The 16,575-nt window shown below is 73.4% G+C and carries 12 protein-coding genes and 1 pseudogene; 6 read left to right on the top strand and 7 right to left on the bottom strand.

Going from position 1 to position 16,575, the window contains the following annotated elements:
* Positions 1-263: 263 nt before the first annotated feature.
* A complete protein-coding gene (locus tag ACFY0O_RS14545; protein ID WP_388946940.1) occupies positions 264-521 on the bottom strand; it encodes a hypothetical protein in 258 nt (85 codons plus the stop codon).
* A gap of 168 nt (positions 522-689) precedes the next feature.
* Here ACFY0O_RS14545 and ACFY0O_RS14540 point away from each other — a divergent pair, with 168 nt between their 5' ends.
* The gene (locus ACFY0O_RS14540) at positions 690-1,130 is read left to right on the top strand and encodes a gamma-glutamylcyclotransferase family protein (protein ID WP_388946938.1); all 441 of its coding nucleotides are present in this window, start codon (positions 690-692) and stop codon (positions 1,128-1,130) included.
* 107 nt (positions 1,131-1,237) lie between these two features.
* Here the strand turns inward: ACFY0O_RS14540 and dnaG are convergent, their stop codons facing one another.
* The 4 genes from dnaG to ACFY0O_RS14520 form a co-directional block, all read right to left on the bottom strand.
* Entirely contained in the window at positions 1,238-3,145 is a 1,908-nt protein-coding gene (dnaG, locus tag ACFY0O_RS14535; protein WP_388946936.1) for a DNA primase, read from the bottom strand.
* A gap of 34 nt (positions 3,146-3,179) precedes the next feature.
* Entirely contained in the window at positions 3,180-4,454 is a 1,275-nt protein-coding gene (locus ACFY0O_RS14530) for an FAD-dependent oxidoreductase (RefSeq protein WP_358893010.1), read from the bottom strand.
* A 93-nt stretch (positions 4,455-4,547) separates the two neighbouring features.
* Positions 4,548-5,864, bottom strand: coding sequence for a deoxyguanosinetriphosphate triphosphohydrolase (locus ACFY0O_RS14525; protein ID WP_388946933.1), 1,317 nt, complete (start codon positions 5,862-5,864; stop codon positions 4,548-4,550).
* Between the two features lie 67 nt (positions 5,865-5,931).
* On the bottom strand, positions 5,932-6,642 hold the full coding sequence (locus tag ACFY0O_RS14520; protein WP_388946931.1) for a sirohydrochlorin chelatase: 711 nt from the start codon (positions 6,640-6,642) through the stop codon (positions 5,932-5,934).
* A gap of 321 nt (positions 6,643-6,963) precedes the next feature.
* Between ACFY0O_RS14520 and ACFY0O_RS14515 the strand changes: the two genes are divergently transcribed.
* The 5 genes and pseudogenes from ACFY0O_RS14515 to ACFY0O_RS14495 all read left to right on the top strand — a co-directional run bounded on the left by ACFY0O_RS14515 (position 6,964) and on the right by ACFY0O_RS14495 (position 12,697).
* Positions 6,964-7,635 carry a vancomycin high temperature exclusion protein gene (locus ACFY0O_RS14515; protein ID WP_388946929.1) on the top strand — a complete coding sequence of 224 codons (672 nt, stop codon included), beginning with the start codon at positions 6,964-6,966 and terminating at the stop codon, positions 7,633-7,635.
* A gap of 1 nt (position 7,636) precedes the next feature.
* Positions 7,637-8,263, top strand: a pseudogene (locus ACFY0O_RS14510) (SDR family oxidoreductase); the annotation flags it as partial.
* A gap of 259 nt (positions 8,264-8,522) precedes the next feature.
* Positions 8,523-10,595, top strand: a complete 2,073-nt coding sequence (locus ACFY0O_RS14505; protein ID WP_388946927.1) for a molybdopterin oxidoreductase family protein — start codon at positions 8,523-8,525, stop codon at positions 10,593-10,595.
* A gap of 85 nt (positions 10,596-10,680) precedes the next feature.
* Positions 10,681-11,355, top strand: a complete 675-nt coding sequence (locus tag ACFY0O_RS14500) for a DUF6445 family protein (RefSeq protein ID WP_388946925.1) — start codon at positions 10,681-10,683, stop codon at positions 11,353-11,355.
* Between the two features lie 202 nt (positions 11,356-11,557).
* Positions 11,558-12,697: an RNA polymerase sigma factor gene (locus tag ACFY0O_RS14495; RefSeq protein WP_388947269.1), complete on the top strand. Its 1,140-nt coding sequence runs from the start codon at positions 11,558-11,560 to the stop codon at positions 12,695-12,697.
* A gap of 78 nt (positions 12,698-12,775) precedes the next feature.
* Here ACFY0O_RS14495 and ACFY0O_RS14490 read toward each other — a convergent pair whose 3' ends face one another.
* Positions 12,776-14,698: an ABC transporter ATP-binding protein gene (locus ACFY0O_RS14490; RefSeq protein ID WP_388946923.1), complete on the bottom strand. Its 1,923-nt coding sequence runs from the start codon at positions 14,696-14,698 to the stop codon at positions 12,776-12,778.
* The gene (locus ACFY0O_RS14485) at positions 14,695-16,428 is read right to left on the bottom strand and encodes an ABC transporter ATP-binding protein (protein WP_388946921.1); all 1,734 of its coding nucleotides are present in this window, start codon (positions 16,426-16,428) and stop codon (positions 14,695-14,697) included. The genes ACFY0O_RS14490 and ACFY0O_RS14485 overlap by 4 nt, the downstream gene beginning before the upstream one ends.
* Positions 16,429-16,575 lie beyond the last annotated feature (147 nt).

Below are 16,575 nucleotides of genomic sequence, written 5' to 3'. Positions count from 1 at the left end.
GTCGCCGCCGCGCCCCCGTCCGCCGGGTTCCACAGGCGCACCCCGGCGCCGATCACCTGGGCCTGCCCGAAGGCGATGGCTCAGTGCCGTGCGGCCGGTCTCGGTGTCGGCCGCGACGATCAGCTCCTTGCGGCCGTCCCCGGTCAGGTCCAGGTAGACGGGCGGACGGATCCCGGACCGGCCGGGGGCGCTGATCGCGGCCTTCTCGGCGAACATCCGCATGCGCGGGTCGGCCTCGGCGACCTCGGCCGCCCGTACCGCCGTCAGCCCCTCGGGGCCCACCTCGGGCGCGTCCGCCAGCGGCCCGGCGGGGGCTGCCGGGTGCCGGTCGCCGCGCCGGGGGTCTTCGGGGAGTCGTCGGCCCAGGCCGGCCAGAGGGCCTGCGGCCGGGGCTGCGCCGACGCCGGGGCCACGGGCTCCCCGGCGGCCAGCCCGCCGGGAGCGGCACAGCCCCCGGCGGCCAGTGCGGCGGCGGCGCAGAGCAGCGCGGGGGTGGGGAGGCGGCGGGGTGATCGCGACATGGGAACGGAACCGTGGGGGTGAGGGAGGGGGATGAATCGGACGGTAATCGGCGACTGTCACAGCGACCGGGAGATCGTGTAACAGCGGTGCGTACGGTGGGGGTGCACGGGAAAGACGGGCCTTTCGGCCCGGCCCGGGCAGGTCCGGCGTAGCCGAAGGAGGGGCTCGTGACATCGGTCGATCGGCCGGGATCCGGCGGCGTCCTGCCGTTCTTCGTGTACGGCACGCTGCGGCCCGGCGAGGTCAACCACCGGCTGTTCCTGCGCGGCCGCACCACCGCGGAGGAGCCGGCCCGGCTGCCGGGGGTGGCGCTGTACGAGGGGCCGGGGTACCCGTACGCGGTGGAGCGGGCGGGGTCGGTGACGGCGGGGGAGCTGATCACGCCGGCGGCGGACGCGTACGGGGAGCTGCTGGGCGCGCTGGACCTGCTGGAGGAGTACGCCGGGCCGGGCAGCCCGCGCAACGTCTACGACCGGGTCGCGCGGGAGGCCGTCCGGAGGGACGGGAGCCGGGTGCGGGCCTGGGTGTACCTGGCGGCCGCGCCGCTGGCCCTCCGGCTGGCGCGGGCGGGCACCGAGATCCCCGACGGGGACTGGCTGCGAAGGTAGTGGGGGCGGGGTGGCGCTGCGCGCCCATCGCCTCAAACGCCGGCGGGGCTATGAATAGCCCCGCCGGCGTTTGAGGCGCGGGGGTCTGGGGGCGGAGCCCCCAGGGCCTACAGGCCTTCCGCGCCCCGGTTGCGGAGGCGTTGGGCGTACTGCTGCAAGACCCACAGCTCCTGCTGGACCGCCGCGTGCTGCTCGGGCGGGGCCGCAGGCCCGAGGCGGGCCATCTGGCCCTGGATCTCGTGCACCCGGCGGTCCACCGCCCGCAGGCGGACCTGCACCAGCTGGACCCCCGCGTACACCTCGTCCACCGTCTTCGCGTGGATGGCCTCCACCGCCAGCTCCGTCACCAGCGCGCGCACCGTGTCGTTCGGGGCCGCCTCCCGCACCCGGGCCAGGTAGTCCTCCGTGCCCTGGGCGGCACCGCCCGCGTCCTGGATGGCCTGGCGGACCTCCGCGTAGGGCGGGGCGGTGAACTCGTCCGTCCCGTACGCGTCGAAGGCGGGGGAGACCAGGGCCGGCCGCTGGAGCGCCAGTTTCAGCAGCTCCCGCTCCGTGCGGTGCGCCGGGCTGCGCAGGTTCAGCGCCGGACCGCTCGGCTGGGCGGCGGCGGACGACGGCGCGGCCGGGGCCTCCTCGTAACGGCGGCCCGGCTGCCGCTGCCCCGACTGCTGGCCGCGCTCGCGCGCCCAGCGCGCCTGCTGCGCGACCCGCTTGACCACGAACTGCTCGTCGCGGATGCCCAGCATGCCCGCCAGCTGCACCGCCGACTCGTGCTGGATCGCGATGTTCTTGATCCCGGCGACCACCGGGGCCGCCTCGTCCAGGGCGGCCGCCCGCCCCGCCGGGTTCTCCAGGTTGTGCCGGGACACGATGTGCCGCAGCGCGAACTCGAACAGCGGGGTGCGGGACTCCACCAGACCGGACACCGCCGCGTCGCCCTGCGCGAGCCGCAGGTCGCAGGGGTCCATCCCGCCCGGGGTGATCGCGATCGAGGTCTCCGCCGCGAACTTCTGGTCGTCCTCGAAGGCCCGCAGCGCCGCCTTCTGCCCGGCCGCGTCGCCGTCGAAGGTGAAGATCACCTCGGCCGTCGCGTTGTCCATCAGCAGCCGGCGCAGGATCTTGATGTGCTCCCCGCCGAAGGCCGTGCCACAGGTGGCGATGGCGGTGGTGACCCCGGCCAGGTGGCAGGCCATCACATCGGTGTAGCCCTCGACGACCACGGCCCGGGAGGTCTTGGCGATCTCCTTCTTGGCCAGGTCGATGCCGTAGAGGACCTGGGACTTCTTGTAGATCGGCGTCTCGGGGGTGTTCAGGTATTTGGGGCCGTTGTCGTCCTCGCGCAGCTTGCGCGCGCCGAAGCCGACCACCTCGCCGCTGATGTCCCGGATCGGCCACATCAGCCGGCCCCGGAAGCGGTCGATGGGCTTGCCGCTGCGGCTGTCCTGGGCCAGGCCGGACTGGATCAGCTCCTTGTCGCTGAAGCCGCGCCCGCGCAGGAACCGGGTCAGGTGGTCCCAGCCGGCCGGGCTGTAGCCCACGCCGAAGTGCTCGGCCGCCCCCTGGTCGAAGCCGCGCTCCGCCAGGAAGCGGCGGCCGATCTCGGCCTCGGCGCCGCCGAGCTGGTCCGCGTAGAACTGGGCGGCCGCCTTGTGCGCCTCGACCAGCCGGATCCGCTCGCCGCGGCCGCTGGTGCCGGCGGTGTAGCCGCCCTCCTCGTAGCGCAGGGTGATGCCGGCCTGGCCGGCCAGCCGCTCGACCGCCTCCGAGAACGAGAGGTGGTCGATCTTCATGACGAAGTCGAGGGTGTCCCCGCCGGCCTGGCAGCCGAAGCAGTGGTAGAGCCCCTTGCTCGGGCTGACCTGGAAGGACGGGGACTTCTCGTCGTGGAAGGGGCACAGGCCCTTGAGGTTGCCGCCGCCGGCGTTGCGCAGCTGGAGGTACTCCGAGACCACGGCGTCGATCGGGACCGCGTCCCGTACCGCCTTCACGTCGTCGTCGTTGATCCGTCCTGCCACCCGTGAATTCTACGGTGGGGCGGCGGCAATCCCGTCAGGCCCCCTGGGCGGGGACCAGGGAGTCAAGCGGAACGGAAGGGTCCGCCAGCTGTTCGCGGTCCACGGGGGCCTTGGAGCGGATCAGGTTCTGGATGTGCTCGGTGACGTCCCACACGTTCACGTTCATCCCGGCCAGCACCCGGCCCTCGGAGAGCCAGAACGCGATGAACTCGCGCTTGGCCACGTCCCCGCGCACCAGCACCTGGTCGTAGCTGCCCGCCGGGGCGTACCCCGAGTACTCCAGGCCCACGTCGTACTGGTCGGAGAAGAAGTACGGCACCCGCTCGTACGAGACCTCCTGCCCCAGCATCGCCCGCGCGGCGGCCGGGCCGCCGTTGAGGGCGTTGGCCCAGTGCTCCACCCGCACCCGGGTGCCCAGCGCCGGGTGCTGGGCGGCGGCCACGTCGCCGACGGCGAAGACGTCCGGGTCGGAGGTGCGCAGCGAGGCGTCCACGGCGATGCCGCCGCCGTGCTCCCGGTCGACCAGGGCCAGCCCGGAGGTCTCGGCGAGCGCGGTGCGCGGTGCCGCCCCGATGGCGGCGAGCACCGCGTGCGCCGGGTGCTCCTCGCCGTCGTCGGTGCGGGCGGCCAGCACCATGCCGTCCTGGCCGACGATCTCCGTCAGCCTCGCCCCGAAGTGGAAGCGGACCCCGTGCTCGCTGTGCAGGTCGGCGAAGAACTGGCCGATCTCCGGTCCGAGCACCGCGTGCAGCGGGGAGGCCAGCGGCTCGACCACGGTCACCTCGGCGCCGTAGGAGCGGGCCGCGGCCGCCACCTCCAGGCCGATCCAGCCCGCGCCCGCGATCAGCAGGTGGCCGTTGTCCCGGCCCAGGGAGGTCAGGGCCTTGCGCAGCAGGTCGGCGTGGGCGAGCCGGCGCAGGTGGTGCACCCCGGCGAGGCCGGTGCCCGGGATGTCCAGGCGGCGGGGCTCGGAGCCGGTCGCCAGCAGCAGCTTGTCGTAGTGCAGCAGGGTGCCGTCGCCCAGCCGCACCGTCTTCGCCTCGCGGTCCAGGTGCACGGCGGGCTGCCCCAGGTGCAGCTCGATGTCGGCGCCCGCGTACCAGGACGGCTCGTGCACGAAGACGCTGTCGCGCTCCTCCTTGCCCAGCAGGTAGCCCTTGGACAGCGGGGGCCGCTCGTAGGGATGGTCGCGCTCGTCGCCGATCAGGATCACCCGGCCGGTGAACCCCTCCGACCTCAGCGTTTCGGCGGCCTTCGCCCCGGCCAGCCCCGCGCCGACGATGATGAACGTCTGGTGTGCGTCGACCACCTGATGCCTCCTCATAACCTCTCCGCCATGTGCGGCCACATGCGAGCGTCCCGCACCGAGCCTGCCCCGTGAAGGGGGAATGGCCCGATCGGCTCACCCTTCGGCGCGCCGCCCGCGACGGGTGAGGCGGGCGTGCAGGGACCGGGCGGAGGCGTCCGTGAGGCAGGCGATCTGGTCGATGACCGCCCGCTTGCGGGCCTTGTCGTCTCCCGCCGCGTCGAAGATCGCCCGGAACTGGGGGTCGAGTCCCTCCGGCGCGCGGGCGCTGAGCGCCTCGGCGAGTTCGGCCAGGACGATGCGCTGGTCGGCCCGCAGCCGCTCCTGCTCGTCGCGCTGCATCACGTACAGGTCGGCGACCGCCTTGAGGACGGCGCACTCGTTGCGCGCCCGGCGCGGGACCACCAGCTCCGCCGCGTACCGGGTCAGCGGGCCGGGCCCGTACGCCTCACGGGTGGCGGTCTCGGCGGCCAGGCAGAACCGGCCGATCAGCTGGCTGGTGGCGTCCTTCAGGCGGGCCTGCGCCACGGCGGAGCCGTCGTAGCCGTGCGGCCACCACTCCTCCTCCATCAGCCGGTCCAGCGCCTCGCGCAGCTCCTCCGGATCCGTGTCGGCGGGCACGTAGCGGCCGATGGCGACCCGCCAGATCGCGGCCCGCTCCGGTTCGGCGAACAGCAGGTTGGGGTCGAGGTGCCCGGCGTGCAGCCCGTCCTCGAAGTCGTGCACCGAGTACGCGACGTCGTCCGACCAGTCCATCACCTGGGCCTCGAAGCACTTGCGGTCGGCGGGCGCGCCGCGCCGCAGCCACTCGAAGACGGGCAGGTCGTCCTCGTAGGCGCCGAACTTCACCGAATCGGGGTCGGTGGGGTGTCCGCCACGCGCCCACGGGTACTTGGTGGCGGCGTCCAGGCAGGCCCGGGTCAGATTGAGTCCGACGCTCGCCGGTTCGCCCGTCGCCGGGTCGGGCACGAACCGCTTGGGCTCCAGCCGGGTCAGCAGGCGCAGCGACTGGGCGTTGCCCTCGAAGCCGCCGCAGTCCTTCGCGAACTCGTTGAGCGCCTCCTCGCCGTTGTGCCCGAACGGCGGGTGCCCCATGTCGTGCGACAGGCAGGCGGCCTCGACGAGGTCCGGGTCGCAGCCGAGGGCCGCGCCGAGCTCCCGGCCGACCTGCGCGCACTCCAGGGAGTGGGTCAGCCGGGTGCGGGGGCTCGCGTCCCAGTCGTACGAGCGGGTGCCCGGGGTGACCACCTGGGTCTTGCCGGCGAGGCGGCGCAGCGCGGCCGAATGCAGCACCCGGGCGCGGTCGCGCTGGAAGGCGGTCCGCCCGGGCCTCTTGTCGGGCTCGGCGGCCCACCGCTCGGTGGCGGCGGGGTCGTAGGACTCGTACGCGGGGGTGAGCGCGGTGCCTTCCATGTATCAGAAGGTAACCGGAGACACCGACAATCCGAGCAATCCGGTCCAGCCCGGTCCCGTCCGGTCGTCAGGCGGTGGCCAGTTCCCGCTCGTGCGCGGGGCGGGCCAGGGCCTGGTCGTAGCGGTGCAGGACCAGCCGGGCCAGGGCCGGGTGGGCGCCCAGGGGGCCCGCGGCCGGGCCCGGTGCGGCGGCGGCGCTCGCGGTGGCGAAGCGGCCGGGGGCGGTGAAGTACGAGGCCACCGCCACCCGGTGGCCCCGGGCCACGAGCGCCCGTACGGCCTCGGGGACGGCCGGCGCGGCCGCCGAGGCGTACCCCGGGACCACGGGCACCCCGCCGAGCCGCTCCGAGAGCAGGGCGGCGGTGCGGCGCGAGCCGGCCGCGGATTCGGGGTCGAGGGAACCGGCGCAGGCCAGCACCACGGCGGTGCCGGGCTGCCAGCCGGCCTCCAGGAGCCGCTCGAACAGGGCCTCCACCAGCAGCGGGTGCGGCCCGAGCGGCGCCGCGACCCGTACGCGCAGGTGCCCGGCGCGGGCCGCGGCGGCGGGCAGGTCGCGCTTGACGTGGGTCCCGTGCCCGAGCAGCAGGGGGACGAGGACGGCCGCACCGGTGGCGTCCGCGAGGGTGTCGGCGAGCAGCGGCCGGTTCAGCTCGACGTGCCCGAGCCGGACGTCGAGGCGCGGGCGGAGCTCGCGGACCCGTTCGAGGAGGGCGAGGACGGTGAGGGCGGCACGGGGGTCGCGGCTGCCGTGGGCCACGGCGACGAGGGTGGGGTGCATGAGGGGGCTCCGTGGGGCCGGGCGCGCGGCGGGCGCACTCCGCTCAGCTGGGCGCCGAGCTGGTGGGTGATCCGGGTCAGCAGCTCGGCCGCGCCGCCGAACGGGAGGGAGAGCGGGGACTGGCTTTCGGGAGGGTGCACCGGCTCCGTCATGGACCGATCCTGCGGGCCGCACGTTGCCGGTGCGTTGCGCGGCGGTGACGGGTGTTTGCCGGGAGCTCACAGCTCCGGCCGACCGGGAACCGTCCCGGCGGTCCGGACCGTCCTGACCCGGGAAGAGCCGCCGGGGGCGGCGCAGCCACGACCACCAGGGGGAAGAGCCATGCGCCGACCGAGCCTCGGCACCGTACGGGCCCGGCGGCGGGCGGTGCAGGCCGTGATGGCGCTGTGCGCGCTGGCCCTGCTGCCGTCGGCCTGGACCCACGCCACCGCCGCCGCCCGGCTGCGCACCACCGCGCAGGCGCCCGCGGCCGGGGTGGCCGTCGTCTTCGGGGCCGGGCTGTGGGACGGCCGGCCCACCCCGTACCTGGCGTCCCGCCTGGACGCGGCCGTCGAGCTGTACCGGTCCGGGAAGGTGAAGGCCGTCCTTGTCACCGGGGACAACGGCCGTACCGGGTACGACGAGCCCGACGCGATGCGCGCCTACCTCACCCGGCACGGGGTGCCCGACCGGCAGATCGTCAGCGACTTCGCCGGCTTCGACACCTGGGACAGCTGCGTGCGCGCCCGGGAGGTCTTCGGCGTGCGCCGGGCGGTGCTGGTCAGCCAGAGCTTCCACATCCACCGGGCCGTCACGCTGTGCCGGGCCGCGGGCGTGGACGCGTACGGGGTCGGGGTCGACAACAAGCACGACTCCACCTGGTACTACGGCGGCGCCCGCGAGGTCTTCGCGGCCGGCAAGGCGGCCGTCGACGCCGTCTTCGAGCCGCGGCCGACGTTCCTCGGGCCCAAGGAGGAGGGGGTGTCGCGGGCCCTGGGCGCTCTGACAGACTGACGCGGCGAAGCTCGGGGACGCGGCCCGCTTCCTGCGCCACGACGTCACCAGCGAGACCGACTGGCAGGCCGTCCTGGACCACGCGGTCTCCGAGTTCGGCCGGCTCGCCGGACTGGTCAACAACGCCGGGATCGCGACGGGGCACTTCCTGGAGCACGAGAGCGTCGAGCACTTCCGCCGGTGCGTCGAGGTCAACCTGGTCGGCACGTTCATCGGCCTCAAGGCCGCGATCCCGCTGCTGCGGGCGAACGGCGGGGGCTCCGTCGGCAACATCTCCTCGGCCGCCGGGCTCACCGGGCTGGCCCTCACGGCCGGGTACGGGGCGTCCAAGTGGGGCGTACGGGGGCTGTCGAAGATCGGCGCGGTGGAGCTGGCGGAGGCGCGGATCCGGGTGAACTCGGTGCATCCGGGGATGACGCTGACCCCGATGACGGCGCCGGTGGGGATCCAGGCGGGGGAGGGTCACCATCCGGGCGCCCCGCTGGGCCGCGTCGGCGTCCCCGAGGAGATCGCGGCGGCCGTCGCGTTCCTCCTCTCCGACGCCGCGTCCTACGTCACCGGGGCCGAGCTGGCCGTGGACGGCGGCTGGACGGCGGGCCTGACGGTCCGGTACCTGACGGGGCAGTAGCCGATCCTGGGCCGGGGCCGGGAGCGCCGCTGCGCGGGGCCGTCCCCTACCCGCCCTTCCTCCGTTCCCAGGGGCTCCGCCCCTGACCCCGTACGGGCACTGCGCGCCAGTCGCCTCGAACTCCCCCAGCTACCGCTGGGGGGCCCAGGCGGGCTGTCCATAGCCTCACGGCCCCCCGCCGGCGCCGCTGAGCCGCCGCACCCCGGCCCGTAACACGCGCCCGCACCCCGCGTAACACCCCACCCGCACCCTGGCCCGTATGCACAGCACCCAGGCAGTCACCCCCACCCACTGCCCCTACTGCGCCCTGCAGTGCGGCATGAACCTCCGGCCGCACACCGACGGCGTCACGGTCGAGGAGCGGGCCGACTTCCCGGTGAACCGGGGCGCGCTCTGCGGCAAGGGCCGCACCGCCCCCGCCGTGCTCTCCTCCCGGGTGCGCCTCACCGAACCGCTCATCCGCACCCGCCCCGGCGGCCCCCTCGTCCCGGCTGGCTGGGACGAGGCCCTCGACGCCGTCGCCGCCGGCCTCACCCGCACCCGCCGCACGCACGGCCCCGACGCCGTCGGCGTCTTCGGCGGCGGCGGGCTCACCAACGAGAAGGCGTACGCCCTCGGCAAGTTCGCCCGCGTCGCCCTCGGCACCTCCCAGATCGACTACAACGGCCGCTTCTGCATGTCCTCGGCCGCCGCCGCCCACCAGCGGGCCTTCGGCCTGGACCGGGGACTGCCCTTCCCCCTGGAGGACATCCCCCGCACCGGCTGCGTGATCCTCGTCGGCTCCAACCCCGCCGACACCATGCCCCCCGCCCTGCGCTACCTCACCGAGCTCAAGGAGGCCGGCGGCACCCTCGTCGTCGTCGACCCCCGCCGCACCCGCACCGCCGAACTCGCCGACCTCCACCTGGCCCCCCGCCCCGGCACCGACCTCGCCCTGGCCCTCGGCCTGCTGCACCTCGTCGTCGCCGAGGGCCGCACCGACCCGGAGTTCATCGCCGCCCGCACCACCGGCTGGGAGGACGCCCGGGCCGCCGCCATGGCCCACTGGCCCGAGCACGTCGAGCGGATCACCGGCGTCCCGGTGCCCCGGCTCCGCCGCGCCGTCGAGCTGTTCTGCGCCCCCGAGGCCGCCATGGTGCTCACCGCCCGCGGCCCCGAACAGCAGGCCAAGGGCACCGACACCGTCAGCGCGTGGATCAACCTGTGCCTCGCCACCGGCCGGGCCGGCCGCCCCTACTCCGGCTACGGCTGCCTCACCGGCCAGGGAAACGGCCAGGGCGGCCGCGAGCACGGCCAGAAGGCCGACCAGCTCCCCGGCTACCGCAAGCTCACCGACCCCGCCGCCCGGGAACACGTCGCCCGGGTCTGGGGCGTCGACCCCGCGACCCTGCCCGGCCCCGGCCGCAGCGCCTACGAACTCCTCGACGCCCTCGGCGGCGACGTCAAGGCCCTCCTCCTCATGGGCTCCAACCCCCTCGTCTCCGCGCCCCGCGCCGCCCACGTCGAGGAACGCGTCCGCTCCCTGGACTTCCTCGCCGTCGCCGACGTGGTCCTCTCCGAGACCGCCGCCCTCGCCGACGTGGTCCTGCCCGTCACCCAGTGGGCCGAGGAGACCGGCACCACCACCAACCTGGAAGGCCGCGTCCTGCTGCGCCGCCAGGCCCTCACCCCGCCGCCCGGCGTCCGCAGCGACCTCGAGGTCCTGCACGGACTCGCCGCCCGCCTCGGCCTGGACAAGGGCTTCCCCACCGCCCCCGAGGAGGTCTTCGCCGAACTGCGCCGCGCCTCCGCGGGCGGCCCCGCCGACTACTCCGGCATCACCTACGACCGCATCACCGCCGAACAGGGCGTCTTCTGGCCCTGCCCCGACGGCTCCCCGGGCACGCCCCGGCTGTTCCTGGACCGCTTCGCCACCGAGGACGGCCGGGCCCGCTTCGCCCCCGTCACCCACCGCGAGGCCGCCGAGACCCCCGACGCCGACTACCCCCTGCTGCTCACCACCGGCCGGGTCGTCGCCCAGTACCAGTCCGGGGCGCAGACCCGCCGCGTGCCCGAGCTCAACGAGGCCGCCCCCGGCCCCTTCGTGGAGCTCCACCCGCGCCTCGCCGCCCGCCTCGGGGTGGCCGACGGCGCCCCGCTGGCCGTCACCTCGCGGCGCGGCCGGGCGGTGGCCCCGGCCCGGATCACCGACGCCATCAGGGCGGACACCGTGTTCATGCCCTTCCACTGGTACGGGGAGGGCCGCGCCAACACCCTCACCAACCCCGCCCTGGACCCCGTCTCCCGGATGCCCGAGTTCAAGGTCTGCGCGGTCCGCGTGGAGCCCGCGTAGCCCGCAGGCCCGCGGACCATCTCTTGCCGCGTTCTTGGGACCCGCTTTGGGGAGCCTCACAGCTCCCGCAACTAGCGTTCCGCGCATGTCATCTCGACCCTCGAACACCCTCCCCGTGCTGCCCTACCGCAAGCCCACCCGCGGCCGCGACTACTGGGTGCTGGACGACGTCCTGCCCGACGCCGACGCCGTACGGGAACGCTGCCTCGCCAAGGGCGACTGGGTCCAGGGCGCCCCGCACAAGCCCGAGCCCTGGCCCGGCCTGCGCGCCATGCCCGCCCTGGACCCGGCCGAACTCGCCCACGTGGAGAAGCTGGTGCGGCAGGCCACCGGGGCGAAGCGGATCTGGGCCGAGGACCCCGCCGGGGCCGGCACCTTCAACCACAACTGCGTCCAGGTCGTCGGCGAGGGGGAGTGCGAGTCCCGCCCGCACACCGACTCCCGCACCGTGTGCCGCTACGCCGCCGTGCTCTACCTGACCCCCGGCATCCCCAAGGACTGCGGCACCAGCTTCTACCGGCAGAGCCTGCCCGGCGGGGTCCTCGGCGGCAACCAGGTCCTCGCCCCGCACAACAACCTCGTCGACGCCCTCGGCACCCGCTTCGTCCCCGAGGACTCCTTCACCGAGGACCTCCGCGTCCCCCACCGCTACAACCGCCTCCTGCTCTACTCCGCCAACCTGATCCACAGCGCCACCGGCTACTGGGGCACCACCCTGGAGGACAAGCGGATGACGGCCGTCTTCTTCTGGATGGCCTGACGGGACGCCCCGCACGGGCCCGGGCCGCGGCCCCGATCGTCTCGGACATGAGTCCGATCCGCATCGGGGTTGCCGCCGGGGGGTAACCATCCGGTCACGCAGCGGGTCAGAAAGTGCCCGCACGCCCCTCGTGGCAGCGATGTGTCGTACCCCACACTGAGGTGCGGTGCCACCGTCCTCGGAGCCCCTGGAGGTCGCCCCCGTGCAGACCCGGACCCTGACCGTGAACGTGAGCCACCCCGCCGGCAGCTCCTTCCACGCCGGTGAAGCCGCACCCGCAGAGGCAGAGGCCGAGGCCGTGGACGAGACCGCGGACACCGCCGCGCACGAAGCCGCCGAGCACGGCGGGGACGAAGAACCCGAGGTGTTCGAACTCATCGAGCAGCCGCCCCCGCAGCCCGCCCGCGGTCCCGCCGGACCGGCCGCGGGCGGCCCCTCCGCCGACCTCTTCCGCCAGTACCTGCGCGAGATAGGCAGGATCCCGCTCCTGACCGCCGCCGAGGAGGTCGAACTCGCCCGCCGGGTGGAAGCGGGACTCTTCGCCGAGGAACGGCTCGCCGGCGCCACCGACCTCGACTCCCAGCTCGCCGTCGACCTCGACAAACTCGTCGTCATGGGCCGCATGGCCAAACGCCGGCTCATCGAGTCCAACCTGCGGCTCGTCGTCTCCGTCGCCAAACGCTACGTGGGCCGCGGCCTCACCATGCTCGACCTGGTCCAGGAGGGCAACCTCGGACTCATCCGGGCCGTCGAGAAGTTCGACTACGCCCGCGGCTACAAGTTCTCCACCTACGCCACCTGGTGGATCCGCCAGGCCATGTCACGGGCCCTCGCCGACCAGGCCCGTACCATCCGCGTCCCCGTCCACGTCGTCGAGCTGATCAACCGCGTCGTGCGCGTCCAGCGCCGCATGCTCCAGGAACGCGGCTACGAACCCACCGCCGAAGAGGTCGCCCTCCACCTGGAACTGACCCCCGAACGCGTCCTGGAGGTCCTGCGCCTCGCCCAGGAACCGGTCTCCCTGCACGCCCCCGTCGGCGAGGAGGAGGACGTCGCGCTCGGCGACCTCATCGAGGACGGCGACGCCGCCTCCCCCATGGAGTCCGCCGCCTTCTTCCTGCTGCGCGAACACCTCGAAGCCGTCCTGTCGACCCTCGGCGAACGCGAACGCAAGGTCGTCCAGCTCCGCTACGGGCTCGCCGACGGCCGCCCGCGCACCCTGGAGGAGATCGGCCGGATCTTCGGCGTCACCCGGGAGCGGATCCGCCAGATCGAGTCCAAGACCCTCGCCAAGCTCCGCGACCACGCCTTCGCGGACCAGCTGCGCGGCTACCTCGACTGACGCCGCGCGCCCGGCCACCCCGCGAACGGGAAGGGGGCGCCCCGAAGGACGCCCCCACCCGCTCGCGCGCACCGCCGGTCAGTCGACCTCGGCGACCGCCTGCGCGAACTGCGCCGCGTACAGCCGCGCGTACGCGCCCTCGGCGGCCAGCAGCTCCGTGTGCGTGCCCTGCTCCACGATCGAGCCGTTCTCCATCACCAGGATCACGTCGGCGTCCCGGATCGTCGAGAGCCGGTGCGCGATCACGAAGGACGTACGGCCGTGCGCCAGGCGCGCCATCGCCTTCTGGATCAGCACCTCGGTACGGGTGTCCACCGAGCTCGTCGCCTCGTCGAGGACCAGGATCACCGGGTCCGACAGGAACGCCCGGGCGATGGTGATCAGCTGCTTCTCGCCCGCGCTGACACCCGCGCCCTCGTCGTCGAGCACCGTGTCGTAGCCGTCCGGCAGCGTACGGACGAACCGGTCCGCGTGCGCCGCCCGCGCGGCCTCCTCGATCTCGGCGCGCGTGACCTCGCGGGCCGCGCCGTAGGCGATGTTCTCCGCGATGGTCCCGCCGAACAGCCAGGTGTCCTGCAGGACCATGCCGATCCCCGAGCGCAGCTCCTCGCGGGTCATCTTGGCGATGTCCACCCCGTCGAGGGCGATCTCGCCGCCGGTGACCTCGTAGAACCGCATCAGCAGGTTGACCAGCGTGGTCTTGCCCGCGCCCGTCGGGCCGACGATCGCGACCGTCTGGCCCGGCTCCACGCTCAGCGACAGGTTCTCGATCAGCGGCTTGTCCGGCTCGTAGCGGAAGGCCACCTTGTCCAGGACGACCTGTCCGCGCAGCTGCTCCGGACGCTCCGGAACCTCAGCGTCCGGCTCCTGCTCGGGCGCGTCCATCAGCTCGTACACCCGCTCCGCCGAGGCGACGCCGGACTGCACCAGGTTCGCCATCGACGCCACCTGCGTCAGCGGCATCGAGAACTGGCGCGAGTACTGGATGAACGCCTGCACGTCACCGATCGACAGGGTGCCCGAGGCCACCCGCAGCCCGCCGACGACCGCCACCAGCACGTAGTTGATGTTCGAGATGAAGAACATCACCGGCTGCATGATGCCGCTGACCAGCTGCGCCCTGAACGAGGCCCGGTACAGCTCCTCGTTCTGCTCGGCGAAGACCTCCGCCGACTCCTTCTGCCGCCCGAAGACCTTCACCAGCGCGTGGCCGGAGTACATCTCCTCGATGTGGGCGTTCAGCGCGCCGGTGGTCTTCCACTGCGCCACGAACTGCGGCTGCGACTTCTTGCCGATCTTCGCCGCCACCACCATGGCGACCGGCACCGTCGCCAGCGCGACCAGCGCCAGCAGCGGGGAGATCCAGAACATCATCGCCAGCACGCCGACGATCGTCAGCAGCGAGTTCATCAGCTGGCCCAGCGTCTGCTGGAGCGTCTGCCCGATGTTGTCGATGTCGTTCGTCGCCCGGCTCAGCACCTCGCCGCGCTTCTGCTGGTCGAAGTACGACAGCGGCAGCCGCGACAGCTTCGCCTGGAGCTCCTCGCGCATCCGGAACACCATGCCGTTCTGCACGAGGTTCGACAGCCTCGTCGCGACCAGCATCAGCACCGCCGCCATGCCGAAGACGGCCAGCGCCCACAGCGCCACGACCCCGACGGCGCCGAAGTCGATGCCCTCGCCCGGCGTGAAGTCGGTGCTCGCCAGCATGTCGGCCATGCCGCCGTGCCCCTGGGAGCGCAGCCCCTCCAGCGCCTGCTCCTTCGTCAGGCCCTCCGGCATCTCCCGGCCGACGATGCCCGCGAACACCAGGTCCGTGGCCTCGCCGAGGATCTTCGGCCCGACCACCGAACAGCCGACGCTGCCGACCACGGCCGCGACCATGCCCCACAGCTTCGCCTTGTCCCGGGCCAGCTGCCCCAGCAGCCGTTTGCCCGACCCCTTGAAGTCCATGGACCTCTGGGGCGAGCCCGTCATCATCCGTCCTCCGGGCCCGCTCATGCGGCCTCCGCCTCCGTCAGCTGGGAGAGCACGATCTCCCGGTAGGTCTCATTGCCGGCCATCAGCTCGTGGTGGCGGCCCTCGCCGACCACCTGGCCCTCGTCGAGGACGATGATCCGGTCGGCGTCGCGGATCGTGGAGACCCGCTGGGCGACGATGACCACCGTCGCCTCCTGCGTCTCACGTGCCAGCGCCGCGCGCAGCGCCGCGTCCGTCGCGTAGTCCAGGGCCGAGAAGGAGTCGTCGAACAAGTAGATCTCCGGGCGCTGCACGAGCGTGCGGGCGATCGCCAGACGCTGGCGCTGGCCGCCGGACACGTTCGTGCCGCCCTGGGTGATGGGCGCCTCCAGGCCGCCCTCCAGCGCGGAGACGAACTCCTTGGCCTGGGCCACCTCCAGCGCCCGCCACAGCTCCTCGTCCGTCGCGTCCGGGCGCCCGTAGCGCAGGTTGGAGGCCACGGTCCCGGAGAACAGGTACGGCTTCTGCGGGACCATGCCGACCGTCTTGGCCAGCAGCTGCGGGTCCAGCCGGCGCACGTCCTCGCCGTCGACGAGGACCTCGCCGCCGGTCGCGTCGAACAGCCGGGGCACCAGGCCCAGCAGCGTGGACTTGCCGCTGCCGGTGGAGCCGATCACCGCCGTGGTCTCACCGGGGCGGGCCACCAGGTCCACCCCGCGCAGCACCGGCGCCTCGGCCCCCGGATAGTGGAAGTCCGCGCCGCGCAGCTCCAGCTGACCGCGCCGCAGCAGCTTGCGGACCGGGTCGGTGGGCGGGACCACGCTGGACTCGGTGTCCAGGACCTCCTGGATGCGCTCGGCGCAGACCTCGGCGCGCGGCACCATCATGAACATGAAGGTGGCCATCATCACGGCCATCACGATCTGCATCAGGTAGGCGAGGAAGGCCGTCAGCTGGCCGATCTCCATCTCCCGGCCGTCCACGCGCATCGCGCCGAACCAGATGACGGCCACGCTGGAGATGTTCACGACCAGCAGCACGACGGGGAACATCAGCGCGAGGAGCCGCCCCGAGGCCAGCGAGACCCCGGTCAGCTCGGTGTTCGCCCCGCGGAAGCGCTCCTCCTCGTAGCCGTCGCGGACGAAGGCGCGGATCACCCGGTTGCCGGTGATCTGCTCGCGCAGCACCCGGTTGACCACGTCGAGGCGCTGCTGCATCAGACGGAACAGCGGACGCGTCTTCCAGACGATCGCGCCGACCGAGACGCCCAGCACCGGCACCACCGCGAGCAGCACGCCCGACAGCTTCACGTCCAGCGAGAGCGCCATGGCGATGCCGCCGACGCACATGATCGGCGCCGAGACCATCAGCGTGAAGGTCAGCAGCGCCAGCATCTGCACCTGCTGGACGTCGTTGGTCGTGCGGGTGATCAGCGACGGCGCGCCGAACTGGCCCAGCTCGCGGGCGGAGAAGCTCTGCACCCGGTCGAAGACGGCGGCGCGGACGTCGCGGCCCAGCGCGGCGGCGGTCCGCGCGCCGAAGTAGACGGCCCCGATGTTGCAGACGAGCTGGACGAGTGAGACACCGAGCATCAGTGCGCCGAAGCGCAGGATGTATCCCGTGTCACCGTTGACGACGCCCTTGTCGATGATGTCGGCGTTCAGCGTGGGCAGGTAGAGGCTCGCACTGGTCTGCAGGAGTTGCAGCAGCACCAGTGCGGCGATGGGTTTGCGGTGCGGACGCAGGTACGTCCGCAGGAGTCGTATGAGCACGCGCAGGCTCCGGGTAGGCAAGATCGAGGGGTTCACCCCATCCTGCGGCAACCGGGGGCTTGATCCCTACCGCTTTTCGCAAAGCCGGGACAAAAGGAGTAGGCCGCTTCGTGCCAAGGTCCCCTTGCTGCCAGGATTCGCGCCCGC

Origin of the sequence: Streptomyces sp. NPDC001594, assembly GCF_042893675.1 — a bacterium.
GTDB lineage: Bacteria > Actinomycetota > Actinomycetes > Streptomycetales > Streptomycetaceae > Streptomyces.
This window is presented reverse-complemented; position numbering and strand designations above follow the sequence as displayed.

Excerpts from the sequence above, each read along its gene's own strand:
- ACFY0O_RS14490 (WP_388946923.1), bottom strand. The coding sequence starts at position 14,698 with ATGAGCGGGCCCGGAGGACGGATGATGACGGGCTCGCCCCAGAGGTCC.
- ACFY0O_RS14525 (WP_388946933.1), bottom strand. The coding sequence starts at position 5,864 with ATGGAAGGCACCGCGCTCACCCCCGCGTACGAGTCCTACGACCCCGCC.
- ACFY0O_RS14500 (WP_388946925.1), top strand. The coding sequence starts at position 10,681 with ATGTCATCTCGACCCTCGAACACCCTCCCCGTGCTGCCCTACCGCAAG.
- ACFY0O_RS14515 (WP_388946929.1), top strand. The coding sequence starts at position 6,964 with ATGCGCCGACCGAGCCTCGGCACCGTACGGGCCCGGCGGCGGGCGGTG.
- ACFY0O_RS14545 (WP_388946940.1), bottom strand. The coding sequence starts at position 521 with ATGTCGCGATCACCCCGCCGCCTCCCCACCCCCGCGCTGCTCTGCGCC.
- ACFY0O_RS14505 (WP_388946927.1), top strand. The coding sequence starts at position 8,523 with ATGCACAGCACCCAGGCAGTCACCCCCACCCACTGCCCCTACTGCGCC.
- ACFY0O_RS14520 (WP_388946931.1), bottom strand. The coding sequence starts at position 6,642 with ATGCACCCCACCCTCGTCGCCGTGGCCCACGGCAGCCGCGACCCCCGT.